The organism is Caulobacter sp. GW821-FHT10A10 (assembly GCF_059415745.1).
Genome location: NZ_JBWKNV010000003.1, coordinates 498,876 through 517,547 on the forward strand (window position 1 = coordinate 498,876; position 18,672 = coordinate 517,547).

The window sequence follows — 18,672 nt, forward strand, 5'->3', positions numbered from 1 at the left end:
ATCTGGGATGCTCTATATAGCCGGGCGACTGACACGGAACGCCGCCCCTCCGCCGGGCGGCCTGGAGCCGATGATGAGCGCAGCCGCCCTTCCCGCCGACACGTCCAATACCCACGCCCTGAGCAAGGGACTGACCTTCGCCATGGCCGCCGCGGCCGGCCTGGCCGTGGCCAACATCTATTACAACCAACCGATGCTGGGCCTGATCGAGCGCGACCTGCCCGGGACCTTGACCGCCTTCGTGCCGACCGCCACCCAGCTGGGCTACGCCGCCGGCCTCTTCCTGCTGACGCCGCTGGGCGACCGAATGGAGCGCAAGAGCCTGATCGTCGTGCAGTTCCTGGTGCTGGCCCTGGCCCTGGTCGCCGCCGCCCTGGCGCCGAACACCGGCCTGCTGCTGGTCGCCTCGCTGCTGGTCGGGGCCGGCGCGACCGTGGCCCAGCAGATCGTCCCCTTCGCCGCCCATCTTTCGGCGCCCGAACGCCGGGGGCAGACCGTGGGCACGGTGATGGCGGGGCTGCTGTGCGGCATCCTGCTGTCGCGCACCCTGGCCGGCTTCGTCGGCGCGCATGCCGGCTGGCGGGCGATGTTCTGGCTGGGCGCGCCGATCGCCCTGGCCGCATCCGGCCTGATGGCCCTGGCCCTGCCGCGCAGCAAGCCGGATACGGACCTGACCTATGCCGGCCTGCTGGCCTCGCTGGGCAAGCTGTGGCGCGAGTTCCCGGCCCTGCGCCGCGCCGCCCTGACCCAGGCCTGCCTGTTCGCCGCCTTCACCGCCTTCTGGACGATCCTGGCCCTGCAGCTGCAGGCCCGCTTCCACCTGGGGGCCGACGTCGCCGGCCTGTTCGGGATCGTCGGCGTTGTCGGCGTGCTGGCCGCGCCGATCGCCGGCCGCATCGCCGACAAGCGCGGCCCGCACCTGACCATCGCGCTCGGGGCCGTGCTCACCCTGGCCTCGTGGATCCTGTTTGGAACCTGGATCTCGATCGCCGGCCTGGTCGCGGGCGTCGTCCTGCTCGACTTCGCCATTCAGGGGGCGCTGATCTCGAACCAGCACCTGGTCTACGCCCTGCGGCCCGAGGCCCGGGCGCGGCTCAACACCCTGTTCATGGGCGGGATGTTCCTGGGCGGCGCGGCGGGTTCGGCGGCCGCCGCGGCGGCCTGGAAGACCGGCGGCTGGACCGGCGTGGCGCTGCTCGGCGCGGGCCTGGCGGCGGTGGCCAGCGTGCTGCAGGTGGGAAGCCTGCTGGGGCGGAAGGGGTAGGCCCTTCCAGTTCCCCAACTTCGTCATCCCGGAAACGGCGAAGCCGTTATCCGGGACCCAGGGGGACCGAGCTCGACGAACGACGCCGCAACCCCGCGGTCGCCCGCGCAATGCGGCGGCCCCTGGGTCCTGGCTCTACGCGCTGCGCGCTTCGGCCGGGATGACGATCAAAGGGAAGCGATCAATCCACCGAGTGCTCGACCGCCAGGGCCAGGTCGAGCGCCCGGGCGGCTTCCTCGCCGGTGACCACCGGACGCGGGGCCTCGCCACGCACGGCCTTCAGGAAGCCGGCGACGCTCTGGCCCAGGGGGTCCTTGCCGGCCGGGGTCTCGGTGAAGTCCTCGATCAGCGGGAACGGCGTGGTGTTGCGGAAGGTGCGCGCCAGGAAGTCGATCTCGACCTCGCCCGACGGGAAGACGACCTTCATCGTCCGCTCCCGGGCTTCCGCAACGCGGGAGCTGTCGAACACGGCGGTGAACCCATTCGCGAAAGTGGCCTCCACCTTCACCCAGTCCAGGCCGTAGCCGCGATCGGCCTCGCCCTCGCCTTCGACGGCCACCGGATCGGCGGCGCATAGCGCCAGGGCCAGGTCGATGTCGTGGATCATCAGATCGAGCACCACGGAAACATCAAGGTTGCGGTCCGACGGCGTGCCGCGGCGCACCGCTTCCAGGCGCGTCGGCTGTTCGGGAATGTCCAGCAGGCCCATGGCCTGGAACACCACCCGCTCCTGGTGGCCGCAGGCCAGGGGCACGCCGGCCTTGGCGGCGGCGGCGATCAGGGCGTCGGCGTCTTCCGGCGACACGGCCAGGGGCTTTTCCGAATAGACCGGCTTGCCGGCCTCCAGCGCCGCCAGCGCGGCCTTGGCGTGATGCACGGCCGGGGTGGCGACGGTGACGACGTCGACCGCGGCCAGGAAGGCGTCCATGTCGTCATAAGCCTTGGCGCCTAGCGGGCCGGCCAGAGCTTCGGCCCGGGCAAGGTCGATGTCGAACACGCCGACCAGCTCGACGCCCGGCAGCTCGACATACTTCTTGGCGTGATAGCCGCCAAACACGCCGGCGCCGACGACACCAGCCTTGAGAACTTGGACTTGAGCTTCTTGGGTCATGGGCGCTGTCTCTAGCCGCTTCGGGAGGCCGCGAAAAGCTTTGCGGGAGGGCGCGAGGCGGCGCTAAACATTCGTTTGAACCAGAACATAAGGGAGGTCGCCATGACCACGTCGCGTGAGATCCGCCTCAAGAGCCGTCCCGTCGGCGTGCCGACCGCCGAGAACTTCGAACTGGCCAGCGTCGACCTGCCCCCGCCCGGCGACGGCGAGATCCAGGTCAAGAACCTCTACATGTCGGTCGATCCCTACATGCGCGGGCGCATGACCGACCGGAAGAGCTACGTGCCGCCGTTCGAGCTGGGCAAGGCCCTGCAGGGCGGCGCGGTCGGCGAGGTGACTGCCTCCAACGATCCGGACTTCAAGGTCGGCGACCTGGTCAGCTCGATGTTCGGCTGGCGCGAGGCCTACAACGCCCATCCGAAGGCCCTGGCCGCCGCCGGCCCGATGGGCGGGATCATGAAGCTTTCCACCCACGGCATGCCGCCCCAGGCGTTCCTGGGCGTGGCCGGCATGCCCGGCATGACCGCCTACGCCGGCCTTCTGCGCGTGGCCGCCCTCAAGGAAGGCGACGTCGTCTTCGTCTCGGCCGCCGCCGGCGCGGTGGGCTCGGTCGTCTGCCAGATCGCCAAGATCAAGGGCCACACCGTGATCGGCTCGGCCGGCGGACCGGAAAAGGTCGCTTTCCTCAAGGAGATCGGCGTCGACCACGTGATCGACTACAAGGCCACGCCCGACGTGGTCGCGGAACTGGCCAAGGTCGCCCCCAAGGGCATCGACGTCTATTTCGAGAACGTCGGCGGCGCGCACCTGGAAGCGGCCCTGAACTCGGCCCGTCCGTTCGGCCGCTTCGCCCTGTGCGGGATGATCTCGCAGTACAACGACACCGGCCGTCCGACCGGACCGGCCAACATCATCCAGGCGGTGGGCAAGAGCCTTCGCCTCGAAGGCTTCATCGTCTCCAACCACTACGACCTCTTCCCCGCCTTCGTGCGCGACATGGCCGACTGGATCAGTTCGGGAAAGCTGACCTGGAAAGAGACCGTGCTGGAAGGCGTCGACCGCGCGCCCGAGGCCTTCATCAAGCTGTTCTCGGGCGAGAACCTCGGGAAGATGCTGGTGAAGCTGTAGGGGGCGGAAGGCCCCCTCAGTCGGCTTCGCCGACAGCTCCCCCAAAGGGGGAGCATCTGCGGCGTAGATCCTCCCCCTCTGGGGGAGGTGGCCCGGAGGGCCGGAGGGGGTTCACCGCCCCCGCATCTCCGTCAGTTCCCAGCCTTCGCCGACGGCGACCTTGCGGAACTTGAACGTCACCCGCGCGCCGGGCTCGAGCGGGGCTTCGGCCAGGACGTCGCCATAGGCCTGGAAGGTCGTGCGACCGGCAGGGAGCGGCGCGGCGCTCGCGCCGTCGTGATCGAGCGTGAGGACCTGGCCGTCGATCGTGGCGATCACGCCTTGAGTCTCGTGCTCCGGCGCGGTCGAGATCGGCGGCGCGGGCCGGGCGGCGGGCGGCGTGGCGCTGTCGCCCTTCGGGGCCGGACCGCAGGCGGCCAGGCTCGCAACCGCGAGAAACGCCAAAACTGCCTTGAACTTCATAGCCTTACCCAATCCCATGACGACTTCCGGCCGCGCCGTTGAGCGCATTTGCACAGTTTTTTCATCGCACCTGCGAAATCGATCACATTTTCGATAGCGATTTCGTGATCGAAGTTTTACTCTAGATGCGTCGGCGGCTTCCCGCCGGACTTCGTGCAACGCCAGACCCCTCCCTGAACGCAGCCGATCCCTAGCGGACCGGAGGCGTCCCGTGAAGGCGTTCGGCGTGAAATCGAAGCTCTGCATTTCGTCCGACCACGGTCGGATCACCGAGACGGAACCGATGACCGAACGCGGCGCCTTCTTCGACCTGGCCACCTCCACCCCGGTGGCCTTCGAAACCGTGATCTCTCCGCGCGACCGGGTCGAAATCCCGACCGAGGCGCCGCTGGCCATGCCGGTCCAGCCGCTGGGCTTCTGGCAGGGCGCGGCCCGCGCCGTCAGCACCCCGGGCTCGGAAACGGTCATGCGCCGCTGGGTGGTGTTCATCGCCACCGCCATCATGGGCGCGGCCGGCTGGAAGGCCACCTTCGACACCGTGGCCCTGGGCGGCGTCACCCGCCTGGAAGCCGTCTGCCTGACCCTGCTGGCTCCGCTGTTCCTGGCCCTGGCCCTGTGGTTCGTCACCGCCGTCGCCGGCTTCGTGGTGCTGCTGCGCACGCCGAAGGATCCGCTGGGCATCGATAGCTCGAAGCCCATGCCCAAGCCGCGCGCCCGCACGGCGATCCTGATGCCGGTCTACAACGAGGACGCCCAAGCGGTGTTCGCGCGCCTTCGGGCCATGGACGCCTCGATCGCCGAGACCGGCAACAGCCGCGCCTTCGACATCTTCATCATCTCCGACACCCGCGACGCCGCCGTGGCCCTGGCCGAGCAGGCCTGCTTCGCCCGCTTCCGCCGCGAGGCCTCGAGCCACGCCTTCTATCGCCGCCGCCCCGACAACACGGGCCGCAAGGCCGGCAACGTCGCCGACTGGGTCGCCCGCTGGGGCGGCGACTACGAGCACATGCTGGTGCTCGACGCCGACAGCCTGATGACCGGCGACGCCATGGTGCGCCTGGCCGACGCCATGGAGCGTCACCCCGGCGTGGGTCTGATCCAGACCATGCCGACGATCATCAACGGCCAGACGATCTTCGCCCGCACCCTGCAGTTCGCCACCAAGCTCTATGGCCGCGTGGCCTGGACGGGCCTGGCCTGGTGGTCGGGTTCGGAAAGCTCGTTCTGGGGCCACAACGCCATCATCCGCACCAAGGCCTTCGCCCAGACCTGCGGCCTGCCCTCGCTGAACGGCCCCAAGCCCTTCGGCGGCGAGGTGATGAGCCACGACGCCCTGGAAAGCGCCCTGCTCCGCCGCGGCGGCTGGGCCGTGCACCTGGCCCCCTATCTGGAAGGCTCGTACGAGGAGAGCCCCTCGAACCTGCTCGACTTCGCCACCCGCGACCGTCGCTGGTGCCGGGGCAACGTCCAGCACGTGCCGCTGATCGGCCTGCCGGGCCTGCACTGGATGAGCCGCCTGCACCTGGTGATCGGCGTGCTCAGCTACGCACTGTCGCCGATCTGGTTCGTGGCCCTGTCGGCCGGCGTGATCTCGCGGGCCCTGATGCCCGAGGTCAAGAAGGCCGCCTTCACCATGGCCGACCTGCAGGCCGCCGCCCACGCCCTGATCGACTGGCGCGAGATCCAGGCCACCGCCTGGGCGATGATCATCACCTTCGTGCTGCTGTTCGGCCCCAAGATCATGGGCGCCACCCTGATCTTCATGCGCAAGCACGAGATCAAGGGCTTCGGCGGCCGTCGCCGCGTGATGGCCGGCCTGGGCGTCGAGATGCTGCTCTCGGCCCTGGTCGCCCCGATGCTGATGTTCACCCAGACCCGCGCCCTCGTGGAAATCCTCGCCGGCCGCGTCGGCGGCTGGAGCGCCCAGCGCCGCGACGCCGACAAGGTCGCCTTCAAGGAAGCCTGCGCCGCCATGGGCTGGATCAGCGCCACGGGCCTGGCCCTGGCCGCCATGTTCTGGTTCACGCCGGACCTGCTGACAGCTACCGCCCCGATCCTGGCCGGCCTGATCCTGGCCGTGCCGCTGACCATGCTGGGCGCCAGCAAGGCCGCTGGCCTGGCCCTGAAGGCCAACGGCCTGTTCATGACCCCCGACGAGCGCACCCCGCCGGCCATCGTCCGCGCCGCCCTCGGCCCGGTCTGCGAGCCGCCCGCCCGCTGGAAGGTCGGCAAGGCCCCGGCCGCGCCCCTGGCGACCGCCGAGCAGAACGCGGCCTGATCGCCCTTCGCCACAATGTGAAAAGCCCCGCCCTCGCCGGCGGGGCTTTTTGTTTTCGGCCGCCCAGAAACAGCTACTCAAGCTCCGCAACGTCTGGCGGCTCGCCCTCCGGGGGAGTAGAAGCGCGCTTCGTTTGGATTTGACGGAGCCTCCGCCGTGTCGCGGCTTTTCAGCGCCTATGTGATCGTCGACTGGAGCGCGGCGGCCAAGCCGACCACGGGCGCGGATTCCGTCTGGATCGGCGTGCTCAAGCGCGACGTGCGCTTCCGCCTGACCTTCGAGAGCTACAACCCGGCCACCCGCAACGAGGCCGAGGCGAAGCTGGCCGTGATCCTCGACGACCTGAAGAAGCGCGGCGAGCGCGCCCTGCTGGGCTTCGACTTCCCGCTGGGCTTTCCGCGCGGCTTCTCCCAGGCCCTGAACCTGCCGGGCGAGACGCCCTGGCGCGCGGTCTGGGACCAGCTGAACAAGATGGTCAAGGACAAGGCCGACAACACCAACAATCGGTTTGGGGTCGGCTCGGAGATCAACCGCCGCCTGACCGGCGGGCCGTTCCCGTTCTGGGGCTGCCCGCCCAAGGACGCCCTGACCACCCTGCAGCCCAAGCGCACGCGCGAGCATGGCCCGGACGACCTGCCGGAATTCCGCCATGCCGACGTGGCGGCCAAGGGCGCGCACTCGATCTGGAAGCTCTATTACAACGGCTCGGTCGGCGGCCAGGCGATCATGGGCATTCCGGCCGTGCGCCGCCTGAAGGACGCTCGCGGCGAGACCCTGCGGGTGTGGCCGTTCGAGACCGGCTTCAAGACCCTGACCGAGGCCGACCTCGACGGCGTCGAGGTCGTGGCCGCCGAGGTCTATCCCTCGCTGGTCAAGGCCGTGCCCGGCCCTGGCGAGATCAAGGACCTGGCCCAGGTGCGCACCCTGGCCGAACACTTCGCCAAGCTCGACGAGGCCGGCAAGCTGGCCGCCCTGTTCGGGCTTGGCAAGGACGCGCCGGAGGCGCTCGTGCAGGAGGTCCAGACCGAGGAAGGCTGGATCCTGGGGGCCTCGATCTAGCGGAAGACCAGGGCCAGCACCGGCGGCAGCCCCACCGACCGCCGGCTCTGGTTGACGGCGGCGGCGCAATCCACCAGCGCCTCGTACTGCTCGGGGCAGCGACGGCGGAAGTCTTCGACGCCGTCGATCGCCAGCGCCAGCAGGCCGCCGGGCTCGACCGTGACGGCGGTCATGCCGGCGGCCGCGTCGTCCAGCGAGACCATGCAGTCGATCCAGGCGTCGAGATTGCGTCCGTAGAATTCAGGGAAGCCCATCGCCACGCGGAAGACCGTGTGGAAGCTGTCCCAGTCGACGATCTCCTCGACCGGAATCTCGGCCAGCGTCGCGTTCATCCGCGCTCCCTCAGATCCAGCATCCGATACCGCCCCAGCAGCATCGCCGCCGCCGCGAAGCTGGTGACGATCACCGACCAGACGATGCCGTTGACACCCATCTTCATCGGCAGGGCCAGCCACCAGGCCAGCGGGCCCATGATCAGGGCGTAGGCGACCATGTGGGTGCCGGCGGGGATCCAGACCTCGCCGCGCGCCCGCAAAGCCTGGGCGCAGACCACCTGCACGGCGTCGGGAACCAGGAACAGGCAGGTCAGCACCAGGGCCGGCGCGATCAGGGCGATGGCGGCGGGATCGGCGGTATAGGCGCCGGCCACCAGGTGGCGCAGCGGATAGAGCAGCAGCGCCACGATCAGCGAGAACGCGGCGGTGACGCCGAAGGCGATCCAGCCGGCGCGGCTCATGCCCGCCGGATCGCGCGCGCCATGCGCCCGGCCGACCTGCACCGCAGTGGCCGTGGCCAGGCCCAGCGGGACCATGAAGATCACCCCGGCGACGTTCAGCACCACGGCCCAGGCCGCGACGTTCAGCCCGCCCAGCCAGCCGGCCACCAGGCTCATGCCGGCGAAGGCCGAAACCTCGAACAGGTTGGACGTGCCGGCCCCGTAGCCGACGCGGCGCTGGTCCTTCTCGGCGGCGCGATCCCGGGCCGGCTTGTCGAACACGCCCAGTTCGCGCGCGTCCTTCAGCCGGACGATGACCAGCGCCAGCATGATCGTGAAGGCGGTGCGGGCCACGAAGGTCGCCCAGGCCGCGCCGACCGCGCCCAGGGCCGGCAAGCCCATGACGCCGGGCACCAGCAGCAGGTTGACCCCGAGGTTGATCAGGTTGGCGATCCACATGGTCACCGTCACCAGCCCCGGCCGGCCCAGGCCCTCCAGCCAGAAGCTCAGCGCCACGCTCAGCGCGTAGGGCGTCAGCGACAGCGAGAAGACGATCAGCGGCGCGGTGGCGCCGTCGGCCAGGGCCTTGTCGATGCCGACATGGTGCAGCAGCGGCGGCGCGGCCAGAGCCAGCAGCACCGAGCCGGCCAGACCCAGCCACAGGCCGTACTTCACGCCCCGGTGCAGCACCGCCCCGGCCTCGTGCAGCCGCCCCGCCCCCAGCGCCCGCGAGCCCATCACCTGGGTTCCGACCAGCAGGCCCACCGTCACGGTGACGAACACCGAGGTCGGGGCCCAGGCCATGGCGTGGAAGCCCAGCTGCTTTGCCGAATAATGCCCCACGACGATGGCGTCGGTCAGGCCCATCACCATGATGCCCAGGCGCGACAGCACCACCGGCCCGGCCAGGCGCAGCAGTTCGATCAGATCCTGGGCGATGACGCCGCGCGACTTCCCGGAAGCCGGCGCGGCCGCGGGACGCGACATGGAAGGGCCTTTCTAAGAGGGGCGGGAAAGTGGCCGATGCCCGGGCTTTGGGCAAGTGATGCTTGGAACGGCGCGCGCGCCCATCGGTTGGTCCGTCTCCCAGCCGCCGGAGACGCGCCATGACCGACACCGCCAAGGACTTCGAAGCCGCCGGCGAGCGCGCCGCCCAGTCCGAGCGCGACATCCAGGCTCCGCTGGACGCCAAGGAGCAGCGCTCGTTCAAGGAGGACGACGGAAAGGAAAAGAAGCCGGAGGCCATGCAGGCCGGCGCCCGTCCCTACCCGGCCCCGCCGTTCCCCGAACAGCACCAGAAGAAGCCCGGCCAGGAACACCAACTCGATCCCGCCCCGATGTACGACGCCCCGTTCTACAAGGGTTCGGGCAAGTTGGAGGGCAAGGTCGCCCTCATCACCGGCGCCGACAGCGGCATCGGCCGGGCCGTGGCGGTGCTGTTCGCCCGCGAAGGCGCCGACGTCGCCATCGCCTATCTCGACGAGGACCGCGACGCGCAGGAGACCCGCCTGGCCGTCGAACTGGAAGGCCGCCGCGCCATCCTGCTGCCCGGCGACGTGGCCGATCCGGCCTACGCCAAGGCGGCGGTGGAGAAGACGGTGCGGGAGTTGGGCAAGCTCGACATCCTGGTCAACAACGCCGCCTTCCAGGAGCACGTCACGGCCTTCGAGGACCTGACGCCCGAGCATTTCGACCGCACCCTGAAGACCAACCTCTACGGCTATTTCCACATGGCCCAGGCGGCGGTGAAGGTGATCCCGCCCGGCGGGGCGATCGTCAACACCGGCTCGGTGACGGGCCTGCTCGGCAACAAGGACCTGCTGGACTATTCCCTGACCAAGGGCGGCATCCACGCCTTCACCCGGTCGCTGGCCACGCATCTGGTGGACAAGGGCATCCGGGTCAACGCGGTGGCCCCCGGCCCGGTCTGGACGCCCCTGAACCCGGCCGACAAGCAGGCCCCGCAGGTCGCCCAATTCGGCGCCAAGACCCCGATGAAGCGCCCCGCCCAGCCCGAGGAGATCGCCCCGGCCTACGTGTTCCTGGCCTCTCCGCAGACGGCCAGCTACATCACCGGCGAGGTGCTGCCGATCATTGGGGGTTATAACGGGGGATGATCCTTCTCCCCTTGCGGGAGAAGGTGGCGGCCGAAGGCCGACGGATGAGGGGTCGAAAGGCCTCTCCGCCGATTTCTGAGAGACCCCTCACCCGACCTCCCTCTGGGAGGCCACCCTCTCCCGCAGGGGGAGAGGGATTTACTCGGCGTAGAGCCTCAGCGCCTGAAGGCACATCTCCAGCCCGGTCAGGTCGTGCAGCGGCTCGGGCGTCACGATCACGAACAGTCGCCGCGCCTCGGCCCACAGCATGACGCTTTCGGGCAGGCCCAGGTCCTCGACCACGCAGCCGTCCTCGTCGCGCCAGATCCCGTCCTCGCCGCGCTCGGCGCCGACCAGCACCTCGACCCGGTCGACATATTCGGCCAGGCTTTCGTCCTCGACGTTGAGATAGGCGAAGATCGGCTTGCCCAGCCCCGCCAGCACCCCGGCCTCGAAGGCCGTGGCCGCGTCGCAGGACGGCCCGCGCCAGGGGGTCAGGTTGACGATCGCCGCGTCGGCCCGACGCAATTGGGCCATCCGCTCCATGTAGAGTTCACGGGCCTGGATCTCGGAGCTGAACTCGTCGCCCGGCGCCGGTTGGGCGCCGGAAAAGGCCGTGAAGCCGGCGTCCAGGCACAGGGCCTTGCGCCGCAGGTCTTGGGCTTCTGCATCGGGGAGCCAGGCCTCGGGGCCGGCCAGCCAAAGGGAACGGACGGGTCGCATCCGGCCTTAGAGCGGACGACCGGCCTGTCCTGTCAACTGTATTGGAGCCAAAGCCCGCCCCGATGACCGCCCTTCCCCGCCGAACCGTCCTCAGCCTTGGCGTCGCGGCCCTCTTCCTGCCTGGGCTCGCGCAAGCCGCCCCGGCCCAGACCTGGCTGGCCTATGAGCGCCGCCTGCGCGACCAGCTGGCCGCCCGTCGCGGCGACTTCGACGCCGATTTCGAGCGCGAGTTGCTCGACCAGGGCGACGCCTTCCGCGAGGCTAGGCGCCTGTCGCCGCTGACCTTCGATCCGGGTCTGGCCCAGGCCGCCCGCGCCCACGCCGCCGACATCGCCCGCACCCGCATCTACGACCACATGACCCGCGAAGGCTTCGGCCCCGCCGCCCGCGTCGGCCTGCTGGCCCGCGACCTGGTCGGCGCCCCGGCAGAGAACATCGCCATGCGCCGCAACGCCTCGGGCGCCGTGCGTCCCGACCAGATCATGGGCCAGTGGAAGTCGAGCCCCGGCCACCGCGCCAACCTGCTGGCGCCGGGCCTGACCCACGTGGGCTACGCGGCCCTGCGCGACGGACCGGAGGTCATCGCCGTGGGCGTCTATGCCGAGGTCTCGGCCCGCCTGGCCGCTCCCGCCCCGCTGCGCGCGCCCTCGGTCGAGGCCATCGCGACCGCCCTCTCTCGCGCCAGCCCACGCATCGACCAGTTCTCGCTGTCGGATCCCGGCGGCGAAGTGCTGACCCAGACCTATGTCGAACGCCCCCAACCGGTCGCTATCCCACCCGGCGCCTGGCAGCTGCGCCCACACCTGTCCAGCGGCGCGCACCGCTACCAGGTGGCCTGGGGACCTGTGGTGGTGCTGGGCTAGCCGGACCGGGCTCAGGACTTCGGCGCGGCGGCCGAGCACGAAAACTTTTGGATCTCCAGCCGGTCGGCCGAGCGCGGCAGGCGGTGGCCCAGGCCGTCGGCGAACAGCCCGCGACGGACCTCGAAATCACAGCTCTCTCCCGGCGCCGGCAGATGGGCGTCGGGGTTGGCGATGAGGAACAGGTCCAGCGACGGCTGATCCTTTGTCGCCACCGTGATCCGAGCGTAGCAGGCCAGGAGCCCGTAACTACAGGGCGACGGGGCGACCGAGGTCACACGTGCGCGCTCAAGCACCTGCTTCGGCGGATCGGCGAGGTCCGGCGTGGCGAATGCGAGGGCGAAGACGAGCGAGGCGATCATGCCGCCAGACTGCCGCGACGGACGACGCTCCGCAACGCCAGCCTCACCCCTCCACGAACGCCTTCAGCCGCCCGAGCGCGTCGTCCCAGCGGGCCGAGACCGTATCCAGCCAGACCCGCGCCTGCCGCACCTGTTCGGGGCGATAGGCGAAGCGGCTTTCGCGGCCTTCGCGCAGGCTGGCGACAAGCCCCGCGCCCTCCAGCACCCGCAGGTGCTTGGTCACGGCCTGGCGGGTGATGTCGCCGCCGCTGGCCAGGGCCGAGATCGAGCGGGGCCGGCCGTCGCTCAGCCGGTCCAGCAGGGCCAGGCGGGTAGGATCGCCAAGGGCGGCGAAAACCACCGCCGGGTCGGGCGCGGCGGCGTCCGCCGCCTCACCCCTCGACATGGGCCTTGATGTTCTCGACCTGCTGGGCCCAGCCGCCCTCGTTCATGCGGAAGGCCTCGTCGCGGCGATGGGCCGGCACGGCGTCGAAGCCGCTCTCGACCACGTCCAGCCGCACGCCCTGCCCCTCCGGCGTCAGCAGGAACTCGACCAGGGTTGGGGTCTCGCCCGAATAGTCGATCTCGGGATCGATGGCGTAGGGATGCCAGTGAAAGGCCAGCCGTCGCATCGGCTCCACGGCCACGACCTGCGCGCGCCACTGGATGTGCTCGTAACCCGGATAGGTGATGTGGCCGGTCGAGTCCTCTCCCGGCACGAACGGCCCGTCCAGCTTGACCCGGAACCAGGCCCCGAACTGCTCGTGGTCGGCGATGGCGTTCCACACGCGCTCCAGCGGCGCGTTCAGCACTATGGTCTTCTCGATGCGGTCGGTCATTTCAGCAACCTCCTGGTTGCTGAACCATGACTCCGCCCAACGGAACACGCAACCAGTTGATTGCGCGATAGCCCAAACGAAAAACGGCGGGCCCTTGCGAGCCCGCCGTTGCCGTCTTCAGCCGTGAGGCGGAAGCTTAGTTCTTGGTGACGTCCACCAGCTTGTTCTTGGCGATCCACGGCATCATGCCGCGGAGACGCGCGCCGACTTCCTCGATCTGGTGCTCGGAAGCGCGACGGCGGGTCGCCTTGAAGGACGGCTGGCCGACGGCGTTTTCCAGCATGAAGTCGCGGACGAACTTGCCCGACTGGATGTCTTCCAGCACGCGCTTCATCTCGGCCTTGGTCTCGGCGGTCACGACGCGCGGGCCGGTGACGTACTCGCCGTACTCGGCGGTGTTCGAGATCGAGTAGTTCATGTTGGCGATGCCGCCTTCGTAGATCAGGTCCACGATCAGCTTCAGCTCGTGCAGGCACTCGAAGTAGGCCATTTCCGGCGCGTAGCCGGCTTCAACCAGCACTTCGAAGCCGGCGCGGATCAGCTCGACCGTGCCGCCGCAGAGGACGGCCTGCTCGCCGAACAGGTCGGTCTCGCACTCTTCACGGAAGTTGGTCTCGATGATGCCCGAGCGGCCGCCGCCGATGGCCGAGGCGTAGGCCAGGCCGAGGTCCAGCGCGTTGCCGGTGGCGTTGTGGTGCACCGCGATCAGGCAGGGCACGCCGCCGCCCTTCTGGTATTCGCCGCGGACCGTGTGGCCCGGGCCCTTCGGAGCGACCATCAGGACGTCGATGGTGTCCTTCGGCTCGATCAGGCCGAAGTGGACGTTCAGGCCGTGGGCGAACAGCAGGGCCGCGCCGTCACGGATGTTCGGGGCGATGTCGTTCTTGTAGATCGCGGCCTGGTGCTCGTCCGGCGCCAGGATCATGATCAGGTCGGCCCAGGCGGCGGCTTCGGCCACCGACAGAACCTTCAGGCCTTCGCCTTCGGCCTTCTTGGCGCTGGGCGAACCCGGGCGCAGGGCGACGGCGACGTTCGAGGCGCCGCTGTCACGAAGGTTGAGCGCGTGGGCGTGGCCCTGGCTGCCATAGCCTACGATGGCGATCTTCCGGTCCAGGATGCGGGCGAGGTCGGCGTCGCGGTCGTAGTAGACGCGCATGATTTCTTCTCCAGGACTGGTCAATCTGCCCGCCTCACGCAAGCTGGAGGCGGGAAAGGCCGGCGTTTGAGCGTTTTTTTGCCGCCTCGTCAAGGCGGGGCGCGCCCATGAGCGATGTCGGCGACGCTTAATACCGCGACTGAGGCGAAAAAGCCCCCGGAAAGGCAAGGCGGATCGCGACGAAGCCTTTTCTCGCTTCGCCTTCGGCGAAGAATGTGCAAAAACAACCTCAGATTTATAAATATGCTAAATTGACTCAAAGTTGCATAAACAACACCTTCAACCCGCCTCCACAACCCGGAGGCGAGAACGGGAGGGCATCCCCATGAGCGAGATCATCGACATCCAGATCGTCGTCGACACCGCGAACCTGATCGCGAGCGTCCAGAACCCCAGCCAGAACCAGAACGCCCCCACCCCGATCGGGCACAACTACGCCTACATGGTCGCGCCGAACGAATATGTCCGCAGCGGCCAGGCCTCGGGCGACCTGTCGATCTCGGCCGACGTGGGCGACACCGTGCGCTGGCGGATGGTCTCGCAGTCGGGCAACACCAGCTACTCGGCCGACCTGCAGAACATCGCGATCTTCTCGGGCGCGCAGGTCACCTCCACGACGGGCGGCAAGCTGCTGAACGTCGAGACCCCGGTGCCCGGCACCACCCCGGGGAACATCGCCCTGCCGCCGACCTACTCGGTGACGCCGCAGTACGACTTCTACCTGACGGCCGACATCGTCCAGAGCGGCACGGGCAACTACAACGTCTCGTTCGCCGTGCTGCAGTACCACAGCGGCTCGCTGCAGGTGCTGGGCTACTTCGTCTGGGATCCGACCATCACCGCTTCCTGAGCCCTTCCCCCGCTCGGAAAGTGAGAAAGCCGCGCCTCCTTCCGGAAGCGCGGCTTTCGACTTTTCGGCAAGGCCGGTCTCTTACCAGAAGAGGTCGTAGTAGACGCTCAGCACCTGGCCAGACCAGACGTCGACCAGGACGGCGTCGTCGCCGACCCGCACCCACTCGCAGCCGATCGGCGGCATGGGCAGGCCATAGCGGTACCAGTCGAGATAGTACGAGCTGCCGTACCAGCCGCCCGGCAGATAGTCGCCGAAGCTCCAGCGGAACGAATACCAGCCGCGCGGATAGCGGTAGGCCGGGGCGCGATAGCGCTGGGCCGAGCGGTAGCTGGGCCGCCAGCGACGCTGGTCGTACTGCGGACGGCCGTTGTCGCGGTCGCGCCAGCGCTGGTCGCCGGGGCGTTGCGCGCCGGGACGGGAGCCGCCGCGATCGCCCTGCCAGCCGCCACCGGGACGGCCGGCGTTGGGACGCCCATCATTGGGACGGCCATCATTGGGACGGTCGCCGCGGTCGGGACCGCGATCGCCGCGATCCTGGCCGCCCCGGTCTTGCCCGCCACGATCCTGGCCGCCTCGATCCTGCCCGCCACGATCGGGACGACCGCCGCGATCGTCGCGGCCTTGCCAGCCGCCACGGTCCTGGCCGCGATCGGCCTGGGGCGCCTGGGGCGCTTGTTGAGCCGGGCGCGGCTCGGCGGCGCGCGGCGCCTGGGGCGCGCTGTCGTTCACCCGGCCGCCGCCGCCGCGCCAGCCGCCTTCCTGGCGATCGCCGCGATCAGGGCGGTCGGCGCGATCGGGACGCGCGGCCTGCTCGCCGCCACGCTGCTGCTGGGCGCGGCCGCCTTGCTCGCCGCCGCGCGAGCCACGATCCTGGCGCGCGGGGCGATCGCCGCGATCGTTCTGTTCTTGCTGGGCGACGGCGAACGCCCCGTTGCCAGCCTGCGCCGCCGCGCCGCCCGTCAGCGACAGGATCATGGCGACGGTGATCAGACGTTTCATTTCTAGCTCCAATAGGCCTTGCGCCGGCCCGTGGCTCATCCCTTGATGACAGTGTCGCGCTCGGTGCATGAACCGCAATTGAACGAAACCCGCAGCGAGGATTCGATGGCCGCTCAGCCCCAGGACATTCTCGGCTTCTGGACCCAGGCGGGGCCCAAGAAGTGGTTCGAGAAAAACCACGCCTTCGACGAGGCGATCCGCCTGAAGTACGAGCCCACCCACCACAAGGCCGCGCGGGGCGACTACGACGACTGGCTGGAAAGCGCCGACGGCGCCCTGGCGCTGGTCATCGTGCTCGACCAGTTCCCGCGCAATCTCTATCGCCGCAGCGGCCACGGGTACGCCACCGACGGCAAGGCTCGCGCCGTGGCCCGCGCCGCCATCGCCGCCGGCTTCGACCAGGAAGTCGCCCCCGAGCTGCGCTATTTCTTCTACCTGCCGTTCGAGCACTCCGAATCCCTGGCCGACCAGGAGCTGTGCATCGAGTTGTGCGCCGGCCTGCAGGCCGACACCGGCGACGAGGGGCCGATGAAGTGGGCCCTGATCCACCGCGACATCATCGCCCGCTTCGGTCGCTTCCCCCATCGCAACGTCGCCCTGGGCCGCGAGACCACCCCGGCCGAACAGGCCTTCCTCGATGAGGGCGGCTTCGCCGGATAGGCTTCGCCCCCTATCCGGAGAGCCCGAAGATTGTAATTGCTCCCCACTTTTGGGGATCAGCCTCAGGGCGAGCTTGGCTTGCGTGCAATCGGTACTGTAGTGTCCGCACGCAGTTTTCGAGGGCTCTGGAGGCCAAGTTCATGTCGATGAAGAAATGCCTGCTGGCGGCGGGCGCGATCGTCTGCGCCGTCGTTCCGGCCGAGGCCTTCGCCCAGGCCAAGGCCAGCAAGGCTCAGCAGGCGCAGACCCAGGCCGTGGCCGAGGTGCCGCGCTGCTCGCGCAAGCTGGGCACCCTGTCGATCATCGACGGCGATGATCCCCGCGGCTGGACCCAGTACAACCTCGCCTCGCCGCAGAAGCTGCTGCGGGCCATCGTGCAGAAGTCGGGCTGCTTCAACCTCGTCGACCGGGGCGCGGGCCTGAACGCGGCGCAGATCGAGCGCAACATCGGCGGCAATCTGGGCCTTCAGCGCGGCTCCAACGTCGGTCAGGGCCAGATCAAGGCGGCTGACTACGTGCTGGTAGCCGAGGTCCAGGCCAGCGACAGCAACGCCAGCGGCGGCGCGGTGGCCGGCGCCATCGGCGGCCTGATCGGCGGCCGCGCCGGCGCGCTGGTCGGCGGCATCAAGACCAAGAAGCTGGAAGCCAACACCGTCCTGTCGCTGACCAACGTGCGCACCACCGAGACCGTGGCCGTGCAGGAAGGCTACGCGGTGAAGAACGACATCGGCTGGGGCGCGGGCGGCGGCATCGGCTTCGGCGGCGCCGTCGGCGGCGGCTACGAGGACACCGAGATCGGCCGCATCATCACGCTGTCGTTCATCAACAGCTACTCGAAGATGGTCGGCGAGCTGGGCCTGGTCGGCGACAGCCCGGCCGCCGCCCAGAACGCCCCGGCCAAGACCTTCGTGGCCACCCGCGTCGTCAACATGCGCGCCACCCCGGTGGCCGCCGGCAAGCTGATCCGCGCCCTGCCCGCCGGCGCCATCGTCTACCCGACCGGCAAGAAGCAGGACCTGTGGTGGGAAGTGGCCGACGAGAACGACAACGTCGGCTGGGTGCTGAACACCGGCCTGGAACCGTCGAAGTAAGCGACACTCTGGCCCCTTCCCCCTCGCGGGGAAGGGGTTGGGGATGGGGGCGCCGGCGCGGCGATCAGCCGATACGGCGCAGACACCCCCACCCCTGCCCCTCCCCGCAAGGGGGAGGGGGTCCCAGGGCGAAAGGGATCGTGTCGCACTGGCGAGCGCCTCGATTCCACGTCACAATCGCCCCATGACCACCGCCGTCCTCGACGCCCCGAAAGCCGCCGCCGACCATCCCGAGCGCCAGTACCTGGCCCTGCTCGCCGACATCCTCGAGAACGGCGTGCAGCGCGGCGACCGCACGGGCACCGGCACGCTGGGCGTCTTCGGCCGCCAGATCCGCTTCGACCTGTCGAAGGGCTTCCCGGTCCTGACCACCAAGAAGCTGCACCTGCGCTCGATCATCATCGAGCTTTTGTGGTTCCTGAAGGGCGAGACCAACATCGCCTATCTCAAGGACAACGGCGTGCGCATCTGGGACGAGTGGGCCGACGAGAACGGCGAGCTCGGCCCCGTCTACGGCAAGCAGTGGCGCTCGTGGGCGACCCCGGACGGCGGTTCGATCGACCAGATCGTCAATCTGGTCGAGGGCCTGAAGACCAATCCCAACAGCCGCCGCCACATCGTCTCGGCCTGGAACCCGGCCGACGTCGAGGACATGGCCCTGCCGCCCTGCCACTGCCTGTTCCAGTTCTTCGTCGCCGACGGCAAGCTCTCCTGCCAGCTCTACCAGCGCAGCGCCGACGTGTTCCTGGGCGTACCGTTCAACATCGCCAGCTACGCCCTGCTGACCCTGATGGTCGCCAAGGTCGTCGGCCTGCAGCCGGGCGAGTTCGTGCACACCTTCGGCGACGCCCACCTCTATCTGAACCACCTGGACCAGGCCCGCGAGCAGCTGACGCGCGAGCCCTACGCCTTCCCGACCATGAAGATCGCCGACAAGAGCGACCTCTTCGGCTTCGAGTACGAGGACTTCACGCTGGAGGGCTACGAGGCCCACCCGCACATCAAGGCGGCGGTCTCGGTCTGAAACCCGACCTTCC

The 18,672-nt window shown here is 69.3% G+C and carries 20 protein-coding genes; 10 read left to right on the forward strand and 10 right to left on the reverse strand.

Going from position 1 to position 18,672, the window contains the following annotated elements; genetic code table 11:
- The first annotated feature begins 73 nt into the window (after positions 1-73).
- Positions 74-1,264 (forward strand): MFS transporter, encoded by a 1,191-nt coding sequence (locus tag AC07NS_RS11705; RefSeq protein WP_494603293.1) that lies wholly within the window; start codon positions 74-76, stop codon positions 1,262-1,264.
- A 181-nt stretch (positions 1,265-1,445) separates the two neighbouring features.
- Here the strand turns inward: AC07NS_RS11705 and AC07NS_RS11710 are convergent, their stop codons facing one another.
- Entirely contained in the window at positions 1,446-2,375 is a 930-nt protein-coding gene (locus AC07NS_RS11710; RefSeq protein ID WP_494603295.1) for a Gfo/Idh/MocA family protein, read from the reverse strand.
- 102 nt (positions 2,376-2,477) lie between these two features.
- On the opposite strand from AC07NS_RS11710, the gene AC07NS_RS11715 reads away from it, so the two are divergent.
- On the forward strand, positions 2,478-3,503 hold the full coding sequence (locus tag AC07NS_RS11715; RefSeq protein WP_494603297.1) for an NADP-dependent oxidoreductase: 1,026 nt from the start codon (positions 2,478-2,480) through the stop codon (positions 3,501-3,503).
- A gap of 111 nt (positions 3,504-3,614) precedes the next feature.
- On the opposite strand, the gene AC07NS_RS11720 is transcribed toward AC07NS_RS11715, so the two are convergent.
- Positions 3,615-3,965, reverse strand: a complete 351-nt coding sequence (locus tag AC07NS_RS11720; protein WP_494603299.1) for a copper-binding protein — start codon at positions 3,963-3,965, stop codon at positions 3,615-3,617.
- A gap of 283 nt (positions 3,966-4,248) precedes the next feature.
- On the opposite strand from AC07NS_RS11720, the gene mdoH reads away from it, so the two are divergent.
- The gene (gene mdoH, locus AC07NS_RS11725; protein WP_494603301.1) at positions 4,249-6,243 is read left to right on the forward strand and encodes a glucans biosynthesis glucosyltransferase MdoH; all 1,995 of its coding nucleotides are present in this window, start codon (positions 4,249-4,251) and stop codon (positions 6,241-6,243) included.
- Between the two features lie 156 nt (positions 6,244-6,399).
- Positions 6,400-7,302 (forward strand): cobalamin biosynthesis protein CbiG, encoded by a 903-nt coding sequence (locus AC07NS_RS11730; RefSeq protein WP_494603303.1) that lies wholly within the window; start codon positions 6,400-6,402, stop codon positions 7,300-7,302.
- On the opposite strand, the gene AC07NS_RS11735 is transcribed toward AC07NS_RS11730, so the two are convergent.
- Both AC07NS_RS11735 and AC07NS_RS11740 read right to left on the reverse strand, forming a co-directional pair.
- On the reverse strand, positions 7,299-7,634 hold the full coding sequence (locus AC07NS_RS11735) for a barstar family protein (RefSeq protein WP_494603305.1): 336 nt from the start codon (positions 7,632-7,634) through the stop codon (positions 7,299-7,301). The two genes, AC07NS_RS11730 and AC07NS_RS11735, sit on opposite strands and share 4 nt — an antisense overlap.
- On the reverse strand, positions 7,631-9,004 hold the full coding sequence (locus AC07NS_RS11740) for an MATE family efflux transporter (RefSeq protein WP_494603306.1): 1,374 nt from the start codon (positions 9,002-9,004) through the stop codon (positions 7,631-7,633). The genes AC07NS_RS11735 and AC07NS_RS11740 overlap by 4 nt, the downstream gene beginning before the upstream one ends.
- 119 nt (positions 9,005-9,123) lie before the next feature.
- On the opposite strand from AC07NS_RS11740, the gene AC07NS_RS11745 reads away from it, so the two are divergent.
- Positions 9,124-10,134 carry an SDR family oxidoreductase gene (locus AC07NS_RS11745; protein ID WP_494603308.1) on the forward strand — a complete coding sequence of 337 codons (1,011 nt, stop codon included), beginning with the start codon at positions 9,124-9,126 and terminating at the stop codon, positions 10,132-10,134.
- 138 nt (positions 10,135-10,272) lie between these two features.
- Here the strand turns inward: AC07NS_RS11745 and AC07NS_RS11750 are convergent, their stop codons facing one another.
- A complete protein-coding gene (locus AC07NS_RS11750; protein WP_494603310.1) occupies positions 10,273-10,836 on the reverse strand; it encodes a nucleoside 2-deoxyribosyltransferase in 564 nt (187 codons plus the stop codon).
- A gap of 62 nt (positions 10,837-10,898) precedes the next feature.
- Here AC07NS_RS11750 and AC07NS_RS11755 point away from each other — a divergent pair, with 62 nt between their 5' ends.
- Positions 10,899-11,699 carry a CAP domain-containing protein gene (locus tag AC07NS_RS11755; RefSeq protein ID WP_494603312.1) on the forward strand — a complete coding sequence of 267 codons (801 nt, stop codon included), beginning with the start codon at positions 10,899-10,901 and terminating at the stop codon, positions 11,697-11,699.
- An 11-nt stretch (positions 11,700-11,710) separates the two neighbouring features.
- Here AC07NS_RS11755 and AC07NS_RS11760 read toward each other — a convergent pair whose 3' ends face one another.
- The 4 genes from AC07NS_RS11760 to ilvC all read right to left on the reverse strand — a co-directional run bounded on the left by AC07NS_RS11760 (position 11,711) and on the right by ilvC (position 14,032).
- Positions 11,711-12,058 carry a hypothetical protein gene (locus AC07NS_RS11760; RefSeq protein WP_494603314.1) on the reverse strand — a complete coding sequence of 116 codons (348 nt, stop codon included), beginning with the start codon at positions 12,056-12,058 and terminating at the stop codon, positions 11,711-11,713.
- A gap of 43 nt (positions 12,059-12,101) precedes the next feature.
- A complete protein-coding gene (locus AC07NS_RS11765) occupies positions 12,102-12,443 on the reverse strand; it encodes an ArsR/SmtB family transcription factor (RefSeq protein ID WP_494603315.1) in 342 nt (113 codons plus the stop codon).
- Positions 12,430-12,876 (reverse strand): SRPBCC family protein, encoded by a 447-nt coding sequence (locus tag AC07NS_RS11770; RefSeq protein ID WP_494603317.1) that lies wholly within the window; start codon positions 12,874-12,876, stop codon positions 12,430-12,432. The genes AC07NS_RS11765 and AC07NS_RS11770 overlap by 14 nt, the downstream gene beginning before the upstream one ends.
- Positions 12,877-13,012: 136 nt before the next feature.
- Entirely contained in the window at positions 13,013-14,032 is a 1,020-nt protein-coding gene (ilvC, locus tag AC07NS_RS11775) for a ketol-acid reductoisomerase (protein ID WP_110117938.1), read from the reverse strand.
- 325 nt (positions 14,033-14,357) lie between these two features.
- Between ilvC and AC07NS_RS11780 the strand changes: the two genes are divergently transcribed.
- A complete protein-coding gene (locus AC07NS_RS11780; RefSeq protein ID WP_494603319.1) occupies positions 14,358-14,882 on the forward strand; it encodes an inclusion body family protein in 525 nt (174 codons plus the stop codon).
- Positions 14,883-14,963: 81 nt separating this feature from the next.
- Here AC07NS_RS11780 and AC07NS_RS11785 read toward each other — a convergent pair whose 3' ends face one another.
- Positions 14,964-15,884, reverse strand: coding sequence for an RcnB family protein (locus AC07NS_RS11785; protein ID WP_494603320.1), 921 nt, complete (start codon positions 15,882-15,884; stop codon positions 14,964-14,966).
- A gap of 105 nt (positions 15,885-15,989) precedes the next feature.
- Here AC07NS_RS11785 and AC07NS_RS11790 point away from each other — a divergent pair, with 105 nt between their 5' ends.
- From AC07NS_RS11790 to AC07NS_RS11800, 3 genes are all read left to right on the forward strand, one after another.
- Entirely contained in the window at positions 15,990-16,544 is a 555-nt protein-coding gene (locus AC07NS_RS11790) for a DUF924 family protein (protein ID WP_494603322.1), read from the forward strand.
- Between the two features lie 146 nt (positions 16,545-16,690).
- Entirely contained in the window at positions 16,691-17,635 is a 945-nt protein-coding gene (locus AC07NS_RS11795; protein WP_494603487.1) for a CsgG/HfaB family protein, read from the forward strand.
- Between the two features lie 184 nt (positions 17,636-17,819).
- The gene (locus AC07NS_RS11800) at positions 17,820-18,659 is read left to right on the forward strand and encodes a thymidylate synthase (protein WP_494603324.1); all 840 of its coding nucleotides are present in this window, start codon (positions 17,820-17,822) and stop codon (positions 18,657-18,659) included.
- Positions 18,660-18,672 lie beyond the last annotated feature (13 nt).

Excerpts from the sequence above, each read along its gene's own strand:
- AC07NS_RS11705 (WP_494603293.1), top strand. The coding sequence starts at position 74 with ATGAGCGCAGCCGCCCTTCCCGCCGACACGTCCAATACCCACGCCCTG.
- AC07NS_RS11710 (WP_494603295.1), bottom strand. The coding sequence starts at position 2,375 with ATGACCCAAGAAGCTCAAGTCCAAGTTCTCAAGGCTGGTGTCGTCGGC.
- AC07NS_RS11715 (WP_494603297.1), top strand. The coding sequence starts at position 2,478 with ATGACCACGTCGCGTGAGATCCGCCTCAAGAGCCGTCCCGTCGGCGTG.
- AC07NS_RS11720 (WP_494603299.1), bottom strand. The coding sequence starts at position 3,965 with ATGAAGTTCAAGGCAGTTTTGGCGTTTCTCGCGGTTGCGAGCCTGGCC.
- mdoH (WP_494603301.1), top strand. The coding sequence starts at position 4,249 with ATGACCGAACGCGGCGCCTTCTTCGACCTGGCCACCTCCACCCCGGTG.
- AC07NS_RS11735 (WP_494603305.1), bottom strand. The coding sequence starts at position 7,634 with ATGAACGCGACGCTGGCCGAGATTCCGGTCGAGGAGATCGTCGACTGG.
- AC07NS_RS11740 (WP_494603306.1), bottom strand. The coding sequence starts at position 9,004 with ATGTCGCGTCCCGCGGCCGCGCCGGCTTCCGGGAAGTCGCGCGGCGTC.
- AC07NS_RS11745 (WP_494603308.1), top strand. The coding sequence starts at position 9,124 with ATGACCGACACCGCCAAGGACTTCGAAGCCGCCGGCGAGCGCGCCGCC.
- AC07NS_RS11750 (WP_494603310.1), bottom strand. The coding sequence starts at position 10,836 with ATGCGACCCGTCCGTTCCCTTTGGCTGGCCGGCCCCGAGGCCTGGCTC.
- AC07NS_RS11755 (WP_494603312.1), top strand. The coding sequence starts at position 10,899 with ATGACCGCCCTTCCCCGCCGAACCGTCCTCAGCCTTGGCGTCGCGGCC.
- AC07NS_RS11760 (WP_494603314.1), bottom strand. The coding sequence starts at position 12,058 with ATGATCGCCTCGCTCGTCTTCGCCCTCGCATTCGCCACGCCGGACCTC.
- AC07NS_RS11765 (WP_494603315.1), bottom strand. The coding sequence starts at position 12,443 with ATGTCGAGGGGTGAGGCGGCGGACGCCGCCGCGCCCGACCCGGCGGTG.
- AC07NS_RS11770 (WP_494603317.1), bottom strand. The coding sequence starts at position 12,876 with ATGACCGACCGCATCGAGAAGACCATAGTGCTGAACGCGCCGCTGGAG.
- ilvC (WP_110117938.1), bottom strand. The coding sequence starts at position 14,032 with ATGCGCGTCTACTACGACCGCGACGCCGACCTCGCCCGCATCCTGGAC.
- AC07NS_RS11780 (WP_494603319.1), top strand. The coding sequence starts at position 14,358 with ATGAGCGAGATCATCGACATCCAGATCGTCGTCGACACCGCGAACCTG.
- AC07NS_RS11785 (WP_494603320.1), bottom strand. The coding sequence starts at position 15,884 with ATGAAACGTCTGATCACCGTCGCCATGATCCTGTCGCTGACGGGCGGC.
- AC07NS_RS11790 (WP_494603322.1), top strand. The coding sequence starts at position 15,990 with ATGGCCGCTCAGCCCCAGGACATTCTCGGCTTCTGGACCCAGGCGGGG.
- AC07NS_RS11795 (WP_494603487.1), top strand. The coding sequence starts at position 16,691 with ATGAAGAAATGCCTGCTGGCGGCGGGCGCGATCGTCTGCGCCGTCGTT.
- AC07NS_RS11800 (WP_494603324.1), top strand. The coding sequence starts at position 17,820 with ATGACCACCGCCGTCCTCGACGCCCCGAAAGCCGCCGCCGACCATCCC.